Consider the following 21486-nt stretch of genomic DNA (forward strand, 5'->3'; position numbering starts at 1 on the left):
TGTAAGACGCTAGCCATTCCCAGGACGGAGGTGAGTGGCGTCCGCAGTTCTTGGGCTAGATGAGTCAGTAATTGCGACTGAATTTGACCTGCAACTGCGGACGCGGCTGAGGGATCGGCAACTGCTGGATCGATCGCGTTAAGTCGTAAAGGATCAATTATGGTGTTTGTAGAAACTTTGTGTTCGACAAATACGGCGGCGGCGCGCAGATCGTCAAATCCTGGGGTCACGCGATACTGGAGATCGCCCACCCAATTATTTAATTGTGCTTGACTTAATAACTTCCGCTCGAATTCGCTGGCGACGAGACGACTGACAAGGTGGAGGAGATCGATTTCGCGATCGCTAAATTGGCGCGGTTTAAAATCAAAAATCGATAGCGTCCCCAACTTATCGCCAGCAGCAGTGGTAATCGGTACGCCCAAGGTTGCCTGGATGCGATGTACCCGCAATAGGGCAGATTGCACTAATTGCGGACGATCTCGAAAATTTGTGACGATCGAGCAGTTCGGACTGTCGATCGCCCGATCGTGACAGTATTCTAGCCCAGCTAATTCTAGAGCTAAATTGGGTCGAGCGGGTAAAGCTGAAAGTTGCTCTAGACCGGAAATAGACGCAATTTGGTAGCTAGCTCCCGCGATCGCGGTGAGAATAGCTACAGGTGCCACGATCGTCCGTACCGCCAAGGCTGTGGCTTCATTAAATATCGGCATCGCTGGCAATTGCTCGATGCTCAACTGACTCCCCAGCGGTGCAGAGTGCCGGGATCGAGACCTAGCTTGGTGGTGTGATTTGGAGTTTAGGTCTTGGTCGGAATTGAGCATGGGACAATTGCCCGCAATGGGAATAAGTAAATGTCTGAGGATAGATGTCTATATCTAAAATTCCCACGTCAGCACTCTAGAGCAACATTTAAAAATGAGATTGCCATCTGGCGTGCCAAATTGCCCTGGGCAAACTTGCGGAATCATCACCAATCGACCTGTAGTAGTAGCCAAGATTACTTACCGCGAAAAACTATGAAATCCGCATTCTTCCCTGGTTGTTTCCTCGCTTTAGCTACTTTGTCTGCTGTGGCTGCATTCCCCGTACGTCAAGTTAGTGCCCAATGCGTCATGAATGATACGAATATTCAAATGACGATCGGTGGTTCTGGGCAGCCTACAGATCGCACGAATAATGTCACTCAAGGTTCGACTGGCGGCTGTGTCGGCAATACCGTCAGTACGACCAATGTCCAATCTACCGTCGGCGGTACCGAACGTGCCACCCAACGTCGTCAGAGCACTCAGCAAATCAATGGTAGCAATGACAGTCCTACTGGCATTAATATGCCTCCCGTCAAGTTTAAACAAAATGTCCAAGTAGATGTCGATAATCCTGCCGATCGTTTACCTCGCTAGAATGCTCTATAGCGGCGACTTACGGCGATCGGGTAATCGCCGTGGGAGCTTGGTGGCTATAGAATCCATTTGGGATCTTTGAGATTCATGATGGTGCGTTACGCCAAGGGCGATAGCGACGCATCGACCTGGAGGTTTCCTCCAGGTTGTGTGCGTCAAGACAACACACCCTACACCAGAGCGATAAGTTGACAGTAGGGTGCGTTACTGCGCCAGCGGCTCGCGCACGCCTTTGTTCCCCGACGGTTTGCGGATGCGCGCTCCTCGGGTTCCCCGTTCGCGCAGCGTCTCCAAAGGAGAGGGTTTAGCGCACCAAGCAGCGAGACAAGACAGCATAACGCACCAATTCTGGAGTCAATCGGTTCAAACTGAAAAGATCTCAAATGGGTTCTGTAAAAGATTATGATTCGCTCTTGAGAGGTTCAGCCGCTAACTGACTCAAGAATTGCAGCGATTTAACAATGTAATTGCCACAGATATGGGGCGAACTTTGATAGAAGTTACTCCACGCAAATGATTTAAATCGCTCGTAATTAGCTGGCTCGAATGCCGATCGATCGAACCTGTCGATCGTGGGTTTGGGTAGTTCGACATCCAACCAAGCCAAGCGAACGGCATGACCGATTAAGACATCCAGCACGATATATTCGGCAATTTCTAGATCTGGGTTGCGTTCGGATAAGGCGGCTAATGCCATGAGCGCTTCGATATTTAATTGGCGATATTCTGGGGCGACAATCTTATTTAGTAAGTGTTCGATTCTCAAGGCAAAATTCTTTTCACCAGGAGTCATTTCTGATAAGATGACATCGCTGTCTAGACGATTGCGTTTCTCTAATTTATCGCCGATCGTCACACCTTTACAATGTTCGAGTAATCGCCAGACGCTGGGATAAAAATCTTGCTCGACTCGCGCGATCGTGCCGTCTTTACGACGTTGATATCGCCAATCGATTGCGACAGTAGGAGCGCTATTTGCAAGAGCATCGACGGCATTGGGCATCCAGGCAATTTGATTTTGAGATTGATTGAGATGCAATGATTCTTGCTGAAAAACGGTATTACCCAAGCCTTGATAATCGGTCAATACTTGATGCAACCGGGTTTGAATTTCAAAGGGGCTGAGTTCCATGAGTTTTTCGTAAGCAGCATCTTGAGTACTTCCCAATTCGATCGCTAGTTCGCTGGTTAGTAATAAAATTAGATAGCCAACTCTGAGGGTAAGTAAGCCTTTAACTAAAGTTGGTTCAGATTTAATTAATAAGCCTAAATAAATAATAATTTCTTGAGTCAATACGCGATCGCGAGTGTCTTCTCGACAGAATTCATCAATTTTTTCGACGATCTCGGTGTGGGACATCGGTCGATCGATCGAGGCAGCTTCACTATAAGCCATCCCGACTGTAAGCTGCTTACCGCCGATTAAAATATCAGTTACGGCGTCGGACAAGCTAATTTCGACCTTATCTAGTAAGCCCGCAGCATATCGGACGATCGCCCAGTGGGGACGATTGCTAAAGTTTCCGGCTTTGAAGTAGACTTCATTTAACAGATCGGCGACGGTGACTTTAACTTTTGGCCCTCCAAATCCGGTATTGAAGTCGAGTTTCTTGAGCTTGGTTAAGGTGTGTAATAGTTCGATCTGTTGGTAGAGATTATCCGAACCTCTTAACTGCTGCAAGAGGCTAGTGATGTTGGTTTCTGCTTCTAATAAAAATTCCTGATTATTAGTTAAGGGTTGATTGCGATCGGCAGCATAAGCTAGATAATAATGTTGGGGTAATGAGGGATCGACATAAGTTTCCTTGAATTTAAACTCGTGTAAGCTATCGATCCGCTCGACCCCAGCAGTGAGTTTCAATTGATTGAGATATCCCAATCGGATCGGCACGGTATTACATTTACCTTGTTTAAATTCAGCAATTAATTCTAGTAAGGGCGAAGCAAATTGTTGGCCTTGAAATTCATCTTGACCTTCTTGCAATAAAGATTTAGTCAATAATAAAGTTAGCGTTGGCCGCCCCAATTGCGTCCACTGTTCGCTAATATAAGCAATTTCAGCCTTGATTTGCGAAATGAGAAAGTGATAATCAAAAGTGAGATAAAACTGTTGGCGATCTAAAAATGCAGGTAAAAAGACGATCGTTTCCCCACAGATATTAAAGATCCGCGAAGTAGTCAAACTTCGCAAGCGGCGCACTGGACGACCTGTGAGATTTAGCTTATCATTGCGACCGATTTGGGCGTAAGCTGCGGCTAATTCTGTCGATTGTCGGACTTGAATCGGTTGGATTTGGGCGGAGATTTGAGTCGCAATTCCATAGTCAGCTAATTGTGATTGTAGATCGGCATCTTCAGCAATTAGGGCAATCTGAACTGTCCGCCGTCTTTTGTTACCAATTTGCAGATGTCTACCCAAAGGATCGAGATCTCCAGGTGCTAAAAATCGATCGTGTAGTAACTCGCCCAGAAAGTACAAACTTTGCGCCCACACTAAGGGCAGATTTTCATTCGGTAATCGCGGTTGCGAATGCGGCTGCGATCGTTCGGCAGCAATTTGGGACTTGGGCACGTAATATAATTCTGGTAATAATTGCGTCCCCTCGACATCCACAGCGACATCAGCCAATAAATTGCGATACTTCTCAATACTGACAGCATCGCCGCTAAATAAGGCATCCAAATATAGATAAGTGAAAAATAACGGCCATTCACACTCGATTCCCTCGAACTTAAGCAGTTCTTCTGGCTCGTAATGCAGGCGGGTAGTATCTTCTAGTACCGTCTGATGTCCGTCGCGTAAGAAGCGTTTACAGCCATATTTCCCCACTAGCTTTTCGACGATTTTATCCCGCGTCCGCGCTACTAATTGCGGATCTGTCACGGCAAACGCTGGAAACCCGATAATACTTAACAGCGCGGCATCTGTCTCCTTGGAACTCGATTCCCTGGGCAATAGAGAAGCTAACGTTAACCGCGCGCGCGCGATCTCATCAGGCAAGACATGAATTACCGATGCCTGCGAACCCCGCGCGCCAAATAAGTCTAAACCATTAATTGCCTCCAGTGCGGCTTTAGCCATCCCGATCGAACTCGCATTTAATTCCACGCTACCGTGATTGATCTTATCCCCACGCTCCCACAGTCCAAAATCCGGCGTCCGATAAGTCCGCCCGATATAGTAAACCAAATTTTGAACGAAATTGACCTCATCGAGCGTATAGATCGCAGGCAACCCCGATGCCGTCATCTGCGCCAAAATCAACACAAATAGCGAAGTTGCATCTAATTGCAGATGTCCCCACTCATCGTCACCGACGACGACATCCCCCGTATGGGTACTATACTTAGCGTGCAGCGCATCTGATGGCGATTGCGTCTGCTTGAACCGCTCTACCTTGTCCGCTTGGCGCAGCATACAAAATAACAGCCCGCGCATCAATTTAATAACGCTCTGCTCCAATTCAAATAATCGTCCTGGCGGTGCATCTACTTTGCGATACGCCAACGCCAATCCCCACACCGCTAAAATTGTGTAAACATTATCTCGTACCCACGCATCGGTATAGTCTCCATGCGCCGTAATCGCCGTACTTGCTGGAAATAACCCCGTAATCGGATTTTGGCGGCTGAGGATAATCGATTGAATTTGGTGGTAGTAACGATCGAGTTGTCCAGAACGATTCATGATGTGAGTTGTGTGTGATGATGGCGATTTATCCGCTGCTAGCCTCTATTCTAAGTCCTGATGGACATTCCCTCACACTCATTGGTGTCACCCGCGCGGAATAAACTTTCCATAAAGACTTGCCATATGTACATTTATTCGTTACATTATTTAATATAGATACGAACAAATCTTTACACTACCAGAGTAAAAATCATGCAAGCTAAAAAAGAAGAGCCACAATTTGGTTTTACTCCTTCAGCAGAACTTTTGAACGGACGCCTAGCGATGATTGGCTTTGTAGCTGCCCTCATCACTGAGTTAGTTACCGGACAAGGTACCTTACACTTCCTGGGATTAATGTAACTTTAGCTACCAACACTAGCCAAAGGCTTGCAGCTCTCGAATTTATTCGTTACATCGGTTGACACTCGCAATTATAGATATTCATCACCACTGGAGTCAGAACTATGCAAGCTAAAAAACAAGAAGAAGCCCAATTTGGTTTTACTCCTTCAGCAGAACTTTTGAACGGACGCCTAGCGATGATTGGCTTTGTAGCTGCTCTCATCACTGAGTTTGTTACCGGACAAGGTACTTTACACTTCCTGGGATTAATGTAATTCTAGCTACGAATATCGTCCGCAGACTTGCAGTTCTCCAATTTATTCGTTACGTCAGTCTACACGCGCAATTATAAATATTCACCCCTACTGGAGTCAGAACTATGCAAGCTAAAAAGCAAGAAGAAGCCCAATTTGGCTTTACCCCTTCAGCAGAATTATTGAACGGACGCCTAGCAATGATTGGTTTCGTTGCTGCTCTCGTTACCGAACTAGTTACCGGACAAGGTACACTGCATTTCTTGGGATTAATGTAGTCGCTACGGTATTAATCAGTCTCAAAGAAAGCTGGGTATCACCCAGTTTTTTTTGTCCGCGATCGCCACCAACCAATTAAGATCCACATAAACACAGCGATAAAGTACCAATCTAAATCTAGCTATGTCCCTTCCCGGCGCGCCGATTGTCAAAGATGAATATGACGATAATATCCTCGATCGACTATTTATCTGGCTATTTACCCACAAGATGGGGCAAGCTCTAGGCGCAGGCACTACTGTCAGCGGCTATGGTGGCTTTGTCGATCTCTCGAAACAAATCATGCACGGACGCAATCCCCAGCAGCAGCAAGTTATCGTTGCCAAGGTATTGCAGTCATTAGTCCCGGCACCAGTATTGTGGCTGATTCGCACTCTATTTGCCCCTACGCGGCTAGTGTGCGTCTTAAACGCTTGGTTTGCCGCCAAAATGTTTGAGTGGCTAGTCGGGCCTTGTACGGTGGCTACAGCCGATCTAAAATTAGCCGATGGTACGGTACGATCGCAACCCTCCGCAGTCCAGATCGAAAAATGTCGTTATCTGGCTGAGAGTGGTTGTGTCGGCATGTGCGTAAATATGTGCAAAGTGCCTACCCAAGCTTTTTTTACTGAGAAATTTGGCATTCCCCTGACGATGACCCCCAACTTTGCCGATCTCAGTTGTCAGATGATTTTCGGACAGACACCCCTGGCTCCTGCGGTAGATCCGGACTACACTCAGCCGTGTTTGGCTCTGCAATGTCCTACTGCCAAAATTACAGCCATCGCTTGTCCGCAATTGGCTTACCCTAAGTAACATCCTTCTTACGGATGATTTCAATTTTCAGACACTCTACTAAAATTAGAATAGGCGATAGCTTGGCACCTGGAACCAACAAATCGAACTTGCCGTCGGTAATATTCTGCCTCATACCAGATCTATTGCCACATTGGTGTAGATCGAGAAGACACGATCGATTGAGCAATCACTCTGGGTACCCTAATTAGATAGCAACAGCAATTAGAGACGTTCATGGCATACTGGCTGACAATCGAACTCGAACATGGCAAAATTGCGCCGATTCCTGCGACGATGGATACTCAAGCGCAAGGATTAGTCTACGGCACTACAGTACCCCAGTTACTCAGACAACTCGATCGAATTACCCAAAAATTGGGAGTAGCCAAAATCGAGGACTTTATATACAAAGACACCAAGGGCTACCGCTTGTTACTTCAAGAAGCCGAAGCCGAAGGTAATGCCGTGCTCGCTTCAGCAATGCGTGCCGAAATCGCCGCACTATCCGCTCAAACCCGCTGGCACGAACCAACCGTTGCCCGACAAACCGTTCATAGTCTCAAGGAGTTTGTCGCCACCAATCCGCAGGTTTTAGCGGGCAAAGATTCCCAAGCTACTGCTAAGTGGGCACTCTGGGATCTCGAAGCCTACGATCGCATCCTGACAGATCTCGAACAACAAGGTCGCAAGTTTGCCTTTGTCGAACGGAATTAGGGAATAGGGAATGGGGGATAGGGAATAGGGAATTGGGGATAGGTAAGAGGTAAAAGGTAAAAGGTAAAGGGTAATGGGTTTAGATTCTCTCTCCAGTCCCCCAGTCCCCCAACTCCCAACTCCCAGCTCCCAACTCCCCTCTCTACTCAAAGATAGAGAGATCCGTCCCAAACAATGCGGAAATAATTGACTGGATCGGTTACGATCGAGATGAAGTCGATACCATCGTCGATTGTGCTCAATTTGGTTTAGTAAACTATGTCTGAAGCTTTAACACTCAATCCTGCTAACGTCGAAACCGTCCTCGATACCCTCCGCCCTTACCTGATGGCTGATGGTGGTAACGTAGAATTAGTAGATATAGACGGCCCGATCGTCAAACTACGTCTTCAAGGTGCGTGCGGTTCGTGCCCGAGTTCGACAATGACACTCAAAATGGGGATCGAGCGCAAACTATGCGACATGATTCCCGAAATCTCTGGCGTCGAACAAGTATTTTAAGTCAGTTGAAAGTCAGGTTTTTAAAAAGTAAGGGGACTCAAACCGCCAAGCTTGGTTGCCGAGAGAACCATCCGACCTAGATCGTGACGATCGGTGCCCGCCCTTGCAATTTCTAAAATCAGCTATTACTGGACTCACCATTCGATCGGGGTTGAGGATTTAATTCAAGCGATATCAATAAGAAACCCAACTTCTGAGCGAAGTTGGGTTTTTGAGTTCAATTATGGCGATCGTCTATACAGGCGATAGCGTCCGACGTTTGCTGACCATTTGGAAGGTTTCGATAATGTCGCCTTCTTGCCAGTCATTGAACTTATCTAAACGGATACCGCATTCAAACCCAGCATTGACTTCGCGCACGTCATCTTTAATCCGTTTGAGAGAGTCAAGCGTGCCATCGTAGACCAACTGATTCTTCCGGAGGACGCGAATGCTACAGTTGCGGAGAGCTTTACCAGAGAGAACATAACATCCGGCAATGTTGCCCCGTCCGGCTTGGAACACCGCCCGAACTTCGACTTGACCGAGGGGTTCTTCGACTTGTTCGGGGTCGAGGAGTCCTTCCATCGCGCCTTGAATATCGCTCAGAAGGGCATAGATGATGTTGTATTCACGCACATCAACACCAGCATCATCCGAGGCAGAACGGGCACCACTGGCGAGGGTGGTGTTGAAGCCGATAATTACGGCACCACTGGCTGCGGCTAGATCGACATCAGTTTCGGTGATTTCACCTGCGGCGGAAAGGAGGACGCGCACCTGGACTTCATTTTGCGGTAGCTGGCGCAGGGAACCGAGAATTGCTTCGACGGAACCTTGGACGTCGGCTTTGAGGATCAGGTTGAGTTCTTTGAGTTCTCCTTCCTGTGCCTTGGCTGACAAACTATTGAGAGTGACCCGGCGGGAAGCCATCATCTGCTGGAGTCGCGATTGACGGCGTTCGGCAGAACGGACATCGGCAATGGCGCGAGCTTCTTTTTCAGGGAAGACTTCAAACTCATCACCTGCTTGCGGTACATCGCTCAAGCCGAGGACTTCGACGGCAAAGGATGGGCCAGCCGCTTCCACGCGGGCGAGCCTGTCATCTACCATCGCCCGAACTTTACCAAAGACGTGTCCGGCAACGAGGGTTTCACCGCCGCGTAAGGTACCGTTTTGCACCAGTAGGGTGGCAACTGGGCCTTTAGCTTTGTCGAGGTGGGCTTCAATGACCGTACCACGAGCAGAGCGATCGGGATTGGCTTGGAGATCTTCGACGTCTGCCACGAGCAGAATCATTTCTAGCAATGTATCGAGGTTCTCGCCTTTGAGGGCGCTGACTTCGACCATGATCGTGTCGCCACCGAGATCTTCTGCTTGGAGATTGAAGGCGATCAATTCCTGTTTGACTCGTGCGGGGTTGGCACCAGGTTTGTCGATTTTGTTGATCGCGACAATGATCGGGACTTCGGCTGCTTGGGCGTGACGGATCGCTTCGATAGTTTGAGGACGGACACCATCATCGGCCGCGACGACGAGGATCGCGATGTCTGTGACGCGCGCACCCCGTGCCCGCATGGCGGTAAAGGCTTCGTGACCCGGAGTATCGAGGAAAACTACTTGCTCGACTTGACCTTCACGATCCATATCTACGTGGTAGGCACCGATATGTTGAGTGATCCCACCAGCTTCGCCCTGAGCGACTTTGGTCGATCGAATCGCATCGAGCAGCGTGGTTTTACCATGATCGACGTGACCCATAATCGTGACCACAGGCGGACGACGTTGGAGTGAGTCAAAGTCTTCAATGTCGAGCATTTCGGTAACTTTGGTTGCCTCTGCTTGTTCGACACCCGTAATTACCGCTACGTCCATTTCTTGGGCGACCATCGTGGCGGTACCCACGTCGAGGATCTGCGTCACGCTAATTGCAATTCCTTTAAAGAAGAGCTGCTTGACGATTTCGGTTTCTGGTACCATCAGCATTTCGGCTAAATCGCGCACGGTAATACTACCCATGAGCGTAATCGATTCGGGCTTTTCAACAGTATTTTTCTGTTCGCGCTTATTATTATTACCGCGTTCTTTGGCTTGCTGATCGCCTTTCATCACGGGCTTTTTGCGCTGAGCCGGAACGGCTGCGGGTCGGATGCCGCCGCCAGTGCCGATTTTCTGCTTAGCAGGTCTGGCGATCGACAGGCTGACGATCGTCTCGTTAGAGTTATCGTTACCATCGAGATCGTCATCTTCATCATCCTCATCGATGACGACTGTTTTGACCCGTTTGCCTTTGGCAGGAACTTTCGCCTTAGCAGTCTCGATTTCTTCTTCTTCTTTACTCCAGCCTTTGCCCTTGTTTACTGGTTTCCGCAGGGGTGGCCGCTTGAGTTCGAGATCGATGGTCGTTGGTGTTGCGTCGTCTTTATCAGTCGCCGCACCGTCTTTACTAGGCGCACCCGGTCGGGTGGGGCCGCTACCTTGAGGCTTGATTTGGACGATCCGGGTTGGCGGACGATTGAGCGGTGGTGGCGCATTCTCAGATTTGGCTACCGGACGGCGGACTACGCCAGTACCGGGGCTTTGGGGCGCACCAACAGCGGGCCGATTGCTCGGCTCGTTCTTGACTAGTTGGGATTTAGGGATAGGTTTACTAGGCGCGGCGGCGCGACTTGCAGGTGCAGCCATACTATCTATGTTGGCGACCTCACCCGATCGATCGATCGAGCTATCGGCCAGACCGGGACGTGCTGGGGGGCCTGACAGTTGCGGTTTTGGTGCTGGTGGCTGGACGGGGGTGGTCGCTCTGACGGCTCGGTTAGGGCTGCCCTCAGCAGTGGACTCAGCACGGCGAACTACGGGTGCAGTCCCCTCACTAGCAGTTGTCGGTCGTACGACGGGACGGCTGACACTGGGAGCTTGGGGGGTTGCGGGACGTAATGGTGGTTGCTGCGCCGTTACTGGCGGCTGCGGCATCAAGGATGGCTTAGTCTGGTCGCTTTTGTGTTCGATCTGCAAAATTCGAGCTTTGGGTTCGGTGGGTCGTGGGGTGTTCGCTGCGGTCATCGCTGGATTTGGGGCTGGTGACTTGGGAACATCGCTTTTCGGCGCGGCTGGAGCTTCACCCTTATCAGTCGCGATCTGACGGGCTGGCTTGTTGTGACGATCGGGAAATTTTTCGTTAGCGGCTTTGACGATCTGCTCTGCTTCGGATTCTGAGATACTGCTACTGTGGCTTTTAACTACAATATTTAAGCCCTCGCAAATTCCCAATAAATCCTTATTTTCCAAATTCAATTCCTTTGACAATTCGTAAATTCTGACTTTGCCGTTGTTCATCCACTATGTTCCTATTTATGAAACCGATCGAGCGTCTAGATTATGACTTGTTGGCAAGACCATATATTTATCTACACAATGTTAATGTTTGGGTTAGAGAACTAAGTATATATAATGAAAGCTATTACCTGGTAGTGGTTGCTGGGCATGGTAGCGAGGCTACTTAATGCTGGTGACTGACTCCAACTGTTGTCGATCGACTTGTTGGCAAAGCCTCTTTCCCGAGGAGCATCGCTGTCTCCTGGTGCCGCTCCAGTCGGGGTCGCCGCTGGTGGCAAGCTGGTGTTACCCAATGCTTATCGATGTCTGCGGCAATACCGGACGATCGCTGAGGAATCATATTATATTCTTACACCAATTTGGTTCGATCGGCGAGTCCGATCGACAATTTGTGATACTGTGATAGGTTTGTCCGCTTGGGGATCGCTAGATGCTATTCGGTAGCCGGATTAAATCAGGAGCGATGTCTAGTCCCAGAGAGATCGCTCCAAGTTCAAAGGTCGCAGACAACAGCGTCTTGGCGATCGATCGTTAAATTACGTGATTTTCGATGAGCAAAGTATATATTGTGGGTGCAGGGCCGGGAGATATCTCTTATCTCACCATTCGGGCGCAACAGCTTCTCACCCAGGCGGAAGTGCTAATTTATGATGCTTTGGTAGATCGTGGCATTCTCGATTTAGTCCCAGCGGCTTGTGAATTAGTCGATGTCGGCAAGCGGGGCGGACAACCGAGTATGCCGCAATCCCAGATCGATCGATTATTGGTCGCCCACGCCCAAACCGGACGGCTGGTAGTGCGGCTCAAAAGTGGCGACCCGTTTATTTTTGGACGAGTCACCGCCGAAATCGATGCGCTGATGGCGAGTAACTGTGACTTTGAAGTGGTACCGGGATTATCGACCGCTCTAGTGGCACCGTTGCTGGCGGGGATTCCTCTGACCGACCCAGTACTGAGTCGCGGATTTGCGGTCGTTACCGCTCATCTCCCCGACGATCTCGATTGGGATGCTTTGGCACGGATGCCGACGATCGTCATTTTGATGGGAGCTAGGCAATTACCCGAAGTAGTCACACAGCTATTAAAACACGATCGGGCGATCGATACCCCGATCGCGATCGTCCGGTGGGCGGGAACGCCACAGCAACAGATCTGGGTTTCCGATCTCGGTCAGATCCTCACCGAAACAGGGGATAGCGAACTCTCGCCAGCAGTAATTATCGTCGGACAAGTGGTGAGATTGCGCGAGTATCTCAACTGTGAAGTGTCCACCTCGCCAGTGAGCCGAGATTTTGGCAATCGGGATGCGAGCAAATCTGCCGCGATCGCGGGCAAATCTGTCCTCGTGACCCGCGCTAGCGGCCAAAATTATGAATTTAGTCAAATGTTACGATCGCGTGGCGCACGGGTGCTAGAGATGCCGACCTTAGAAATCGTACCCCCATCGAGCTGGCAGGATCTCGATCTGGAGATTGGCAGATTGAGCGATTTTGATTGGCTGATCCTGACTTCTAGTAATGGCGTCGATGCCTTCTTCGGACGCCTCCAACATGCGGGGAAAGATAGTCGCGCATTAGCTGGCATCAAAGTCGCCGTCGTCGGTCAAAAAACGGCTCGATCGCTGCAACAATATGGAATTACGGCAGACTTTATTCCGCCCGATTTTATCGCTGATGCTTTGGTAAGCAATTTCCCGATTTCTCCCGCCAACCAACGGATTTTATTTCCCCGAGTAGAAACTGGCGGACGCGAAATGCTAGTCCAAGAATTTACCAGCTTAGGTGCGACAGTCATCGAAGTCCCCGCATATCAATCCCAATGTCCGCTGGCGCTCGATCCAGACATTTTGGCGGCACTTGAGAATCGACAAGTAGATATTATTACTTTTGCCAGTGCCAAAACCGTCACACACTTTTGCCAACTGATCGGCACTAGTCTAACATCTGACTGGCAATCGAATGTGACGATCGCCTCGATCGGCCCGCAGACTTCGGCTAACTGTCGTTCGTTATTGGGGAAGGTAGATATCGAAGCAACTGAATATACTCTACCAGGATTGATTGCCGCGATCGAGCGCGATTATTTGGATCGATCGTCATAAGTAGCTGGACATAATTAAAATGATAATGCCTAAATCGCCCTCACCCCGCCCTCGCCTTCGGCTCTGGCTCCCCTCTGTCCTGATTCGCTGAACCGTCGGGGAACCCGACGAGCGCGAATCGCTCCCAAGCTTGGGAGCGGCGTTTTTATTCGGGGGTTCCCCCCGAATAAAAAAACGACAAGACAGAGGGGTTGGGGGTGAGGGCAAGGGGCTGGCATTTTACATTTAATTTCACCTAGCTACTTAGCTAAAATTTGTTGAAGTGCGATCGATTTAAGAGGATGTTTGAAAAGCGGTGCTAAGGTTAACCCCTAAATAATCTAAAATCGAATGTGCGATCGATTGATTGCCATCGACGGCTAATTTTTGACTCGATCGCGGTGGCTGTAGTGGTAAATTTAAGAAGTCCCAATTGTCTGCAAAAAACTGGTCGGGGCTAATTACTTGATGGTATCCAAAATCCTGCATCCCATTGAGGATAATTTCCGATTCGGCAAAGCCAGAACGCGTGAGGGAGATAATCGGTATTTGCAGTTTTAAGGCTTCTGCATAAGTCGAATATCCCGGCTTGGAGAGGACTCGATCGCACAAAGGCATAAAATCAACCGGACGATAGGCACGATCTAAAACTTTGACTAAGTTCGGCAGATCTGGCGCATGAGCATCGAGGGTGATAAATCGATAATCGGGGAATCGATCGATATTTTGATAAGGAATGGCATCGAGACTCAATCCACCAAATGTGAGTAAAATTGTTTGTTTGGCTGGCTGAATATCAAACTTATCGCGGATGAAATCCACGGGATATTTTGGATCGCCGCCAGTTAAGCCGACATCTTCAATGACTGGGAACCGCGCCATCGATTCGTGTAATGGAACGCGAAAAAGCCTGTCGCATCGTCCGTAACAATCGCCAATCCAGTCGGCAATTGCCGTAAATTCTCTCCCCCAATCCCGATAGATAAAATCCCACCCAAAGTTACCAGACATCCAACAGGGCACACCTAATTTTTCAGCAATTAAAGTGGCTAATGGTGGGGCATCGCCGAATACTAAATTTACGCCTTGTTCTTGGCAATATGCTACTTCTTCAGCGATAATTTCATCTTTAGCTGTAATAATCTGTTGCCACTTGGATAAGGTAGCATCTAGATCCATTTTCAGACTATCTGCCTGGACTACGCCGACATCAAACCCTCGCTGACGATAAATAAAATCACCATCGATGTAACATGCCAACAACCATTTAGGAGCCGTAGTTACCATAATTAACTTTACGGTCGGTAGTAGCTTTTGGAGGTGTCCCGCGATCGAGGCAGTTCGCGCGGCATGACCGAAACCATGTGCGGTGATGGTAATATAAATCGTCGGCGTTGACATAGGATCGGCTCTGATATTGATTAACTTATTAGCTCGCGCAAACATTGAATTAATTCATCTATTTCGGCAGTAGTAGTAAAGTAATGCGTACAAGCACGAATACAATCGGGATCGACGATCGTCCGTAGATAAAAATGTCGATCTTCCAAATCTTTGACTAACTTAGCACGATCTGCCGACCGTACTTGAAAAGATACTAAACCCGACTGCGGTGCCGTCTGGTTGAGACAGCTAATCCCTGCGACTTGCTGTAAATTTTCCCACAGATAAGTAGCTAAGCTGACGATTTTGCTAGCACGATCTGCGGCACTCCCCCAACTTTGATGTGTCGCAATTGCCGCACGCAATCCCGCATATAAGGGATAAGCTGATGTCGCTACCTCATACCGCCGCGCATCTCTAACTAAAGGTAGATCTGATTTACTGTAGTCGAGACTCCGCCACCCGATAAAGGTCGGATCGAGACTAGCTAGCGCATCGGGATGAATATACAGCCCGCCGACACCTTCCGGCCCACACCACCACTTGTGTCCGGTGAAGGCATAAAAATCGATTCCCAATTGGGCTAAATTTAACGGCAATAAACCGACTGATTGGGCGGCATCTACCAAAATTCGGATCGATCGATTTCCTGGCGAATACTGGCGGATCCCAGCCGCGATTTCCGCTAGGGGTAATACTTGTCCGGTGTTCCACAGGACATGACTGAGGACAACCAACCGCGTTTGCGGTTGTAAGTGCGCTGTCACTACAGTCACAGGATCGCCATTATCGAGCGTAGCCATGAGTGGGAATACATCGATCTCCACCTGAAAACGGCGACAGATTTCCTTGATACTCGCAATCACTCCCGGATGCTCGCAGTCTGAAATGAGAATGCGATCGCCAGGTTGCCAATTGAGACCCCACAAGGCAATATTACACCCCGCCGTCACATTTTCAGTCAAGGCGATCGATTCTGCGGTTACTCCCAGCTCGGAAGCGATCGCCTGCCGGGTCAAATTTGACTCTCGCCCCACCAATTCGCTAGTTTTGAATCCAAATGGCCCCTGAGTCTGAATCCGCTCGTAGGCGGCTACAATCGCGCCGAGGGCAGCTTGCGGCATCGGCCCTTGCCCGCCATAGTTGAAGTAAGCTTTATTAGCTAAAGCAGGAAATTGCTGGCGATAATTCATTGGCATTAATGTGTGGGGAAAAGGAGTTATTATCGATCGCTGAGTACAAACTTATCGGCTGCACCTTGAGAATAATTTGCAAGCTGGATCTGTTTGATTGTTTTGCCGAGTCGTTTATACAGTACTTCTTTTTCTTCTAGACCAGGACTTTGTTTTCGCATCCCAACGATAATCAATTTGCGCTGGATTGAATTCCCGGCATTGCGTTGACAAGTTCCCGTTTTGAACTGACCCAAACTAATCACTGGATATTCCTTCACATCAAAGATTGGCTTGACAATTTGTGTTTGAATCGTTCTGGCACGATTGAGCGATCGAGCTTCTTCTTCGATAGGCGAGCCTTCACAGGATGCCATTCCTAACGCGATAATTCGGTTGGGATTTTCCATGATTTCAAAAATACTTCGTTTTTTTGTGCTGTTGTCTTTTTGTTCTAACTTATTTTTTAGCACCGAGATGGGAATAGATTCTTCTCGACCATTGAGCCTGACTTGAGTATCCGAACCCATTTGCCACTCATATTCATCGCTGAGGATTGCCATGTTAATCTCTGCCGATTTACCCTGACTATCTGCGACGGGTATGAAGGGATAATAAGTCACATTACCAATTTTTTGAGGCGTCTGGTAGCTGAGCTTTGGTAAAGCTTTGGGCGGACAAAGTTGATTTTGACCGTTGAGGTAATCACATTCGATCCGATCTTTATTGGCATAAGCGACTAATCCGGTCGAGAGTACCGCTAAAATCGATCCAGTAACGATCGCTTTCAATCGCCAATTATTCACAGGCGGCGATGCTAAGGCGGCAATAATACAGGAAATCGATTGATGGCGATCCTGAACTTCATTCATCAACATCCGATCGATTGCGTTCGCCAATTGCTCGTCGATTTCGCGTTCTTGAGCGGCTAATTCCTGTCGCCAAGTCCACTTATTAATCATAAAATCATACAGTCGATCGGGCGTAATATCGGTGAGTAAATGAATGCAGGTAGCACCGAGAGCATAAATATCACTAGCCGGATAAGCTACCCCTGCCCGAATTTGTTCGGGCGGCGCATAACCCATAGTCCCGCCAGTAGTTCCCCGCGACATCACCGTACTATTGAGATGCTTGGACATCCCAAAATCAATTAAGACTAATTCACCAGTATTGCGCCGCATAATATTCTCAGGCTTGATATCCCGATGAATTACACCACTATCGTGAACGTATTTTAAGATTGGTAGTAGATCGTCTAATAACTTCCGAATTTTTTCTGGTGAATACGCCCCATTTTTATCTAGTTATTTAAGGAGATTTTGCCCATCAATAAATTCTTGAATCAGGTAAAATCGCCGTTCTTGCTCTAAATAGGCAAATAATTGCGGAATTTGGGTTGAATCAGCACCTAGCCTGTCCAATTGCGCCCCTTCCCGCTGAAACAGCTCGATCGATTTTTCAAAGGCTTCGACATCATCTAATACCTGCGGTGCTGGGAAAAACTGCTTGACTACGCAGCGTTTTTCTTGTGGCATGTCTGTATCGAGTGCCAAAAAATTTCGACTCATACCACCACTATCGAGAAAGCTGATGGCTCGGTAGCGATCTTTCAAAAGTAACTGACTACCACAAGCTTTGCAAATCTTCTCCTCATGATGATTCTGTGGCTGAGGGCAATTGGGATTGAGGCAATAGCTCATGACTGTAATGGATGACAATGCACTAGCTGAATTTTAGCCTAATGCTACACGGAAAATCGTCAGCGAATCGGCTAATCGATCGAGAATTTTGGCAGTTGAGTAGAAGTTAGCTTGACGATGTTCCTACCGAGAAGCTTACATCACCAAAATATCCAGCGCCGCCCTCAATTTTGGCATTACCATTACCGCTCGATCGGACATCGGCGGCGCAACCGCCCCCAAACGCGAGATAATATACTGGCATTGTGTATTTATTATTTACCGATCGCTACCATATGCCCCAAATCACATCATCCCTCTTTGATTGGTTTGCCAATCGTCAGAAAACCAGCCCCAGCATTCAGCAACAACAGGAGCGGGAAATTGCTGATGGGCTATGGACGAAATGCGAAGATTGCAATGCACTCGCCTATACCAAAGATCTCACCGCCAATCAGATGGTTTGCCTAGAGTGCGGGCACCACAAACGCGTCTCCTGTCACGAACGCATCGCCCAATTGATCGACGCCGATACCTGGGTGCCACTAGACGAACAGATTCAGCCTACCGATCCCCTGAAGTTCAAGGATCTCAAAGCCTACAGCGATAAATTGCGAGACACCCAGCACAAAACTGGATTGACGGATGCCGTCCTGACTGGGTTTGGCAAAATTGAAGGATCGCCCCTGGCATTAGGAGTGATGGATTTTCAGTTTATGGGTGGGAGCATGGGTTCTGTCGTTGGTGAAAAGCTCACCCGCGCGATCGAGTATGCTACTGCTCATAGTATCCCTGTCGCGATCGTCTGTGCCTCTGGTGGTGCCAGAATGCAGGAAGGAATGCTCAGTCTGATGCAGATGGCTAAAATCTCCGGCGCACTCGAACGCCACCGGGAAGCCCGATTGCTGTATCTCCCCATCCTCACTCACCCCACTACAGGCGGTGTGATTGCCAGTTTTGCCATGTTAGGCGATATTATTCTCGCCGAACCAAAAGCCACGATCTGTTTCGCAGGTAGACGCGTAATCGAACAAACCCTCCGCGAAAAGTTGCCCGACGACTTCCAGACATCCGAGTACTATTTCCAAAAGGGATTCATTGACAAAATCGTCCCCCGCACGCAACTTAAGCGGACTGTTGCTCAGTTGGTGAGATTGCATCAGGGATAGTGGATAGTGAATAGTGAATAGTGGATAGTGGATAGTTTGGGAGCGGAAAGAATCGATTTTTGGGTTTGAGAATGCAAGCGTTCTCGTCTTTCACTATCCACTATCCACTATCCACTAATTGTAAATTTTTATTTACTTTATGAGGAAATATTGAGATCCTGTGGTCTAGATAATGAGATGATATAGGTAATATAAGATAGCTGTGGCTTCGGTCTTGAGTTTAGCTGTGTTGTGTAATTATCATCTAATTTAAAGTTATCTTTTCGAGGGAGAACCATGTTCAAGCGATTCCTGTTGCTGGCGGTGGCAACCATATTGTTTGCATTCCAAACCTTAGTTACCAGTGCTAACGCCATCGAACTCGATGCAGCAACGCGCACAGTCAAATTGAATCCAGACGGTGAAACTGCCACGCTCAATCTCAAACAAGTCAACCAAGGCAGACAACTGTTTGCCTCGACTTGCGCTCAATGTCATGCTGGCGGCGTCACCAAAACTGACTTTAACGTAGGTTTAAGTCCTGTGGACTTATCCGGAGCGACACCAGCGCGAGACAATATTGTAGCGTTAGTAGATTACATGCACCATCCAACTACCTACGACGGCGAAACTCTAATTGCCGAGTTGCACCCGAGTATGGATAGTGCCGATATCTTCACCGAAATGAAGAATCTATCCGAAGATGACATGTATGCGATCGCCGGACACATCCTCATGCAGCCCAAAATTCTCGGCGAGCAGTGGGGTGGCGGTAAAACAGTCAGATAATCCCCGCTCGGATCGGGATTTTGAAGATGGTTGAAGCGATAATCATCATTTCGATCGTCTCCGGTCGCTAGTTGCTCCTACTGTCGCTCCCGCTGGCGCTTGACAGTAGGCATGACAAGAGTACCCAAACCCCAAATTGTTAAAGTTTCAATACAAAATAGGTACTTTTACCGATCGTACCCCCAAAAAATTGGGTACAATGGGTGATTGGTAGTATATGTTTCTTAATTTTAGATCGAAGGAGAACCGTTTTGAAAAAGCTGATTTCGATTTTCACAGTAGCGATCGCTCTATTTACAATCGCATTTACTAGTCCGGCGTCGGCTGCTGAGGTAGCTAACGGTGCCAAAATTTTTAGTGCCAATTGTGCGGCTTGTCATGCTGGTGGCAACAATGTCATCATGGCAAACAAGAACCTGAAAAAAGAAGCCCTCGCGACTTACGGAATGAACACCGTTGCTGCGATTACCACTCAGGTAACTAAAGGCAAAAATGCAATGCCTGCTTTTGGTGGTAGACTCAGTGCTGCTCAAATCGAAGACGTTGCTACCTATGTCTTAGCGCAATCCGAAAAAGGTTGGTAGTTTTTGATTGGTGTCTCAACCATGACTGACGATTAGTTAGGTGACATCAATATTAGTGGCTGGTAGTTGCTGAAGGTCGATCGAGAAGTTGCTTATGTGATAAGTTATTCTCTATCGCAGCTCGGCGATTGCCAGTCACTTGTTTTAGGAAGGGGTTAGGCTTTAGGCTTTAGGGCAGAAAGTCGTCAGGAGTAATACGCGCCCGAATTGACAACTTTCTATCTCCCCAACTCCCCACTCGTCATCAATGCTAGATATTAATAAGGTTGCGAAACAATTACCTGGGATCGGACAACATCTGGTGCGGGAAAATACCGCCAATCAGCAACGGCTAAAATTGGCGACATCATCGCTCCAGCAAGCCATCGAGCGACAAGTAGAGCTAGCCGAAATCCACAAACAGTGGAGCAATCGACTGTTTTTTAACACTTCAATTCCCGTCGAACTGCTCGATACTTGTATCGATATTGCCGCACCGCCAGCGCAGCAAACCGTCCTCGCTACGGATGGCTCCCAAATCGCGCCCAGCCATCATGAAATCGCCTACTGCTATCTAATCAACGTCGGGAGGGTGATGATTCATTACGGGCAAAATCTACATCCCCTCCTCGATAGCATCCCCGAAGTTTTTTATCAGCAAGAAGATTTGTATATCTCCCGTCAGTGGGGGATTAGTACCGAAGAATGGTTGGGTTATCGGCGAGCGGTTTCCGAAGCCACAGTCCTCGCAGAATTGGGCTGTAACTGGGTCAATCCACCCTTTGGCTTTGATGATAAGCCAGATAGCATTACCGCCCCGCCACAGCCGCGCGTGCCGACCTTAGCGATGGTAGATGGTTCGCTCGTCTACTGGTTTTTGGAGCAATTACCCACCGATGCGCGCGAACAGATCCTCAATCCAATTTTAGCGGCTTGGGAACAGTTGCGAGTCGCGGGAATTCCGATCGTCGGTTATCTCAGTTCGTCGCGGAGTATCGACAATCTCAATCTGCTGCGCCTACTTACCTGTCCCCATGATGTCCCCGATTGTCAGACGCATTGTGGTGGCGAAACTCGCCTCCCGTGTCAACAGTTTGAGGGTGTCCGAGACACTACCTTGTGGAATACGCACTTATTGCCCGGACAACGGAGCTGTTGGTGGCAGAGTACCGCCAAGATTTTAGACTGGTATGACGATCGCCACAAGATCTATTTTTGCTATCTGCATGTCGGTACCGAAATCGCCCGCGTGGAGGTACCCGCGTGGGTAGCTCAAGATGAGGCGTTATCGAGTATGGCGTTGAGTTTGATTATCGCTCAAGTTAATAAGGGTTATGGCTACCCCGTCGCCCTCGCTGAGGCGCACAATCAAGCCGTTGTCAGAGGTGCAGATCGATCGAGCTTTTTTGCC

20 protein-coding genes and 1 pseudogene are annotated in these 21486 nt (G+C 48.5%); 13 read left to right on the forward strand and 8 right to left on the reverse strand.

Annotation, left to right across the window (positions count from 1 at the left end; translation table 11 throughout):
- Positions 1–713 (reverse strand): GAF domain-containing protein (locus RMO52_RS23055; RefSeq protein WP_310419007.1); only part of this gene is annotated, 713 nt, incomplete at its 3' end.
- A 306-nt stretch (positions 714–1019) separates the two neighbouring features.
- Here RMO52_RS23055 and RMO52_RS23060 point away from each other — a divergent pair.
- The gene (locus RMO52_RS23060) at positions 1020–1403 is read left to right on the forward strand and encodes a hypothetical protein (RefSeq protein WP_309737983.1); all 384 of its coding nucleotides are present in this window, start codon (positions 1020–1022) and stop codon (positions 1401–1403) included.
- Between the two features lie 400 nt (positions 1404–1803).
- On the opposite strand, the gene RMO52_RS23065 is transcribed toward RMO52_RS23060, so the two are convergent.
- Positions 1804–5091, reverse strand: coding sequence for a glycoside hydrolase family 15 protein (locus RMO52_RS23065; protein ID WP_310419011.1), 3288 nt, complete (start codon positions 5089–5091; stop codon positions 1804–1806).
- A gap of 195 nt (positions 5092–5286) precedes the next feature.
- Between RMO52_RS23065 and RMO52_RS23070 the strand changes: the two genes are divergently transcribed.
- The 6 genes from RMO52_RS23070 (at position 5287) to RMO52_RS23095 (ending at position 7943) form a co-directional block, all read left to right on the forward strand.
- Positions 5287–5436, forward strand: a complete 150-nt coding sequence (locus RMO52_RS23070; RefSeq protein ID WP_309737985.1) for a chlorophyll a/b-binding protein — start codon at positions 5287–5289, stop codon at positions 5434–5436.
- A 104-nt stretch (positions 5437–5540) separates the two neighbouring features.
- Positions 5541–5693, forward strand: a complete 153-nt coding sequence (locus RMO52_RS23075) for a chlorophyll a/b-binding protein (RefSeq protein ID WP_309737986.1) — start codon at positions 5541–5543, stop codon at positions 5691–5693.
- A 104-nt stretch (positions 5694–5797) separates the two neighbouring features.
- The gene (locus RMO52_RS23080) at positions 5798–5950 is read left to right on the forward strand and encodes a chlorophyll a/b-binding protein (protein WP_309737987.1); all 153 of its coding nucleotides are present in this window, start codon (positions 5798–5800) and stop codon (positions 5948–5950) included.
- A 124-nt stretch (positions 5951–6074) separates the two neighbouring features.
- Positions 6075–6746: a DUF4033 domain-containing protein gene (locus RMO52_RS23085; protein ID WP_310419016.1), complete on the forward strand. Its 672-nt coding sequence runs from the start codon at positions 6075–6077 to the stop codon at positions 6744–6746.
- A gap of 216 nt (positions 6747–6962) precedes the next feature.
- The gene (locus RMO52_RS23090; protein WP_309737989.1) at positions 6963–7442 is read left to right on the forward strand and encodes a hypothetical protein; all 480 of its coding nucleotides are present in this window, start codon (positions 6963–6965) and stop codon (positions 7440–7442) included.
- A 258-nt stretch (positions 7443–7700) separates the two neighbouring features.
- Positions 7701–7943 (forward strand): NifU family protein, encoded by a 243-nt coding sequence (locus RMO52_RS23095; RefSeq protein ID WP_309737990.1) that lies wholly within the window; start codon positions 7701–7703, stop codon positions 7941–7943.
- Positions 7944–8177: 234 nt separating this feature from the next.
- Here RMO52_RS23095 and infB read toward each other — a convergent pair whose 3' ends face one another.
- Positions 8178–11258, reverse strand: coding sequence for a translation initiation factor IF-2 (infB, locus tag RMO52_RS23100; RefSeq protein WP_310419019.1), 3081 nt, complete (start codon positions 11256–11258; stop codon positions 8178–8180).
- A 201-nt stretch (positions 11259–11459) separates the two neighbouring features.
- Between infB and RMO52_RS23105 the strand changes: the two genes are divergently transcribed.
- Entirely contained in the window at positions 11460–11702 is a 243-nt protein-coding gene (locus tag RMO52_RS23105) for a hypothetical protein (protein WP_310419022.1), read from the forward strand.
- Positions 11703–11808: 106 nt separating this feature from the next.
- Complete coding sequence (cobA, locus tag RMO52_RS23110) at positions 11809–13359, forward strand: uroporphyrinogen-III C-methyltransferase (protein WP_310419025.1); 1551 nt, start codon at positions 11809–11811, stop codon at positions 13357–13359.
- A gap of 273 nt (positions 13360–13632) precedes the next feature.
- On the opposite strand, the gene RMO52_RS23115 is transcribed toward cobA, so the two are convergent.
- The 5 genes and pseudogenes from RMO52_RS23115 to RMO52_RS23135 form a co-directional block, all read right to left on the reverse strand.
- Entirely contained in the window at positions 13633–14739 is a 1107-nt protein-coding gene (locus RMO52_RS23115; RefSeq protein WP_310419028.1) for a glycosyl transferase, read from the reverse strand.
- A gap of 20 nt (positions 14740–14759) precedes the next feature.
- On the reverse strand, positions 14760–15920 hold the full coding sequence (locus tag RMO52_RS23120; protein ID WP_310419031.1) for an aminotransferase class V-fold PLP-dependent enzyme: 1161 nt from the start codon (positions 15918–15920) through the stop codon (positions 14760–14762).
- 23 nt (positions 15921–15943) lie between these two features.
- A pseudogene (locus RMO52_RS23125) lies at positions 15944–17182 on the reverse strand (protein kinase); the annotation flags it as partial.
- Between the two features lie 18 nt (positions 17183–17200).
- A complete protein-coding gene (locus RMO52_RS23130) occupies positions 17201–17614 on the reverse strand; it encodes a 4-Cys prefix domain-containing protein (RefSeq protein WP_310419033.1) in 414 nt (137 codons plus the stop codon).
- An 88-nt stretch (positions 17615–17702) separates the two neighbouring features.
- Positions 17703–17840, reverse strand: coding sequence for a hypothetical protein (locus RMO52_RS23135; protein WP_309745159.1), 138 nt, complete (start codon positions 17838–17840; stop codon positions 17703–17705).
- A gap of 31 nt (positions 17841–17871) precedes the next feature.
- Here RMO52_RS23135 and accD point away from each other — a divergent pair, with 31 nt between their 5' ends.
- From accD to RMO52_RS23155, 4 genes are all read left to right on the forward strand, one after another.
- Positions 17872–18744 (forward strand): acetyl-CoA carboxylase, carboxyltransferase subunit beta, encoded by an 873-nt coding sequence (gene accD, locus RMO52_RS23140; protein ID WP_309745161.1) that lies wholly within the window; start codon positions 17872–17874, stop codon positions 18742–18744.
- A 276-nt stretch (positions 18745–19020) separates the two neighbouring features.
- The gene (gene psbV, locus RMO52_RS23145; protein ID WP_309743336.1) at positions 19021–19512 is read left to right on the forward strand and encodes a photosystem II cytochrome c-550; all 492 of its coding nucleotides are present in this window, start codon (positions 19021–19023) and stop codon (positions 19510–19512) included.
- Positions 19513–19763: 251 nt separating this feature from the next.
- The gene (gene petJ / locus RMO52_RS23150; RefSeq protein ID WP_309743338.1) at positions 19764–20096 is read left to right on the forward strand and encodes a cytochrome c6 PetJ; all 333 of its coding nucleotides are present in this window, start codon (positions 19764–19766) and stop codon (positions 20094–20096) included.
- Positions 20097–20343: 247 nt separating this feature from the next.
- The coding region (locus tag RMO52_RS23155; RefSeq protein ID WP_310419037.1) for a DNA double-strand break repair nuclease NurA at positions 20344–21486 on the forward strand (1143 nt) is incomplete at its 3' end.

The organism is Chamaesiphon sp. OTE_8_metabat_110 (genome assembly GCF_031382685.1).
In the GTDB taxonomy this organism is placed as follows: domain Bacteria; phylum Cyanobacteriota; class Cyanobacteriia; order Cyanobacteriales; family Chamaesiphonaceae; genus Chamaesiphon.

What these genes read in the sequence shown, in the direction of transcription:
- RMO52_RS23075 (WP_309737986.1), top strand. Translation starts at nt 5,541, where the DNA reads ATGCAAGCTAAAAAACAAGAAGAAGCCCAATTTGGTTTTACTCCTTCA.
- RMO52_RS23085 (WP_310419016.1), top strand. Translation starts at nt 6,075, where the DNA reads ATGTCCCTTCCCGGCGCGCCGATTGTCAAAGATGAATATGACGATAAT.
- RMO52_RS23065 (WP_310419011.1), bottom strand. Translation starts at nt 5,091, where the DNA reads ATGAATCGTTCTGGACAACTCGATCGTTACTACCACCAAATTCAATCG.
- RMO52_RS23060 (WP_309737983.1), top strand. Translation starts at nt 1,020, where the DNA reads ATGAAATCCGCATTCTTCCCTGGTTGTTTCCTCGCTTTAGCTACTTTG.
- cobA (WP_310419025.1), top strand. Translation starts at nt 11,809, where the DNA reads ATGAGCAAAGTATATATTGTGGGTGCAGGGCCGGGAGATATCTCTTAT.
- accD (WP_309745161.1), top strand. Translation starts at nt 17,872, where the DNA reads ATGCCCCAAATCACATCATCCCTCTTTGATTGGTTTGCCAATCGTCAG.
- psbV (WP_309743336.1), top strand. Translation starts at nt 19,021, where the DNA reads ATGTTCAAGCGATTCCTGTTGCTGGCGGTGGCAACCATATTGTTTGCA.
- RMO52_RS23095 (WP_309737990.1), top strand. Translation starts at nt 7,701, where the DNA reads ATGTCTGAAGCTTTAACACTCAATCCTGCTAACGTCGAAACCGTCCTC.
- infB (WP_310419019.1), bottom strand. Translation starts at nt 11,258, where the DNA reads ATGAACAACGGCAAAGTCAGAATTTACGAATTGTCAAAGGAATTGAAT.
- RMO52_RS23135 (WP_309745159.1), bottom strand. Translation starts at nt 17,840, where the DNA reads ATGCCAGTATATTATCTCGCGTTTGGGGGCGGTTGCGCCGCCGATGTC.
- RMO52_RS23070 (WP_309737985.1), top strand. Translation starts at nt 5,287, where the DNA reads ATGCAAGCTAAAAAAGAAGAGCCACAATTTGGTTTTACTCCTTCAGCA.
- RMO52_RS23120 (WP_310419031.1), bottom strand. Translation starts at nt 15,920, where the DNA reads ATGCCAATGAATTATCGCCAGCAATTTCCTGCTTTAGCTAATAAAGCT.
- RMO52_RS23115 (WP_310419028.1), bottom strand. Translation starts at nt 14,739, where the DNA reads ATGTCAACGCCGACGATTTATATTACCATCACCGCACATGGTTTCGGT.
- RMO52_RS23090 (WP_309737989.1), top strand. Translation starts at nt 6,963, where the DNA reads ATGGCATACTGGCTGACAATCGAACTCGAACATGGCAAAATTGCGCCG.
- RMO52_RS23080 (WP_309737987.1), top strand. Translation starts at nt 5,798, where the DNA reads ATGCAAGCTAAAAAGCAAGAAGAAGCCCAATTTGGCTTTACCCCTTCA.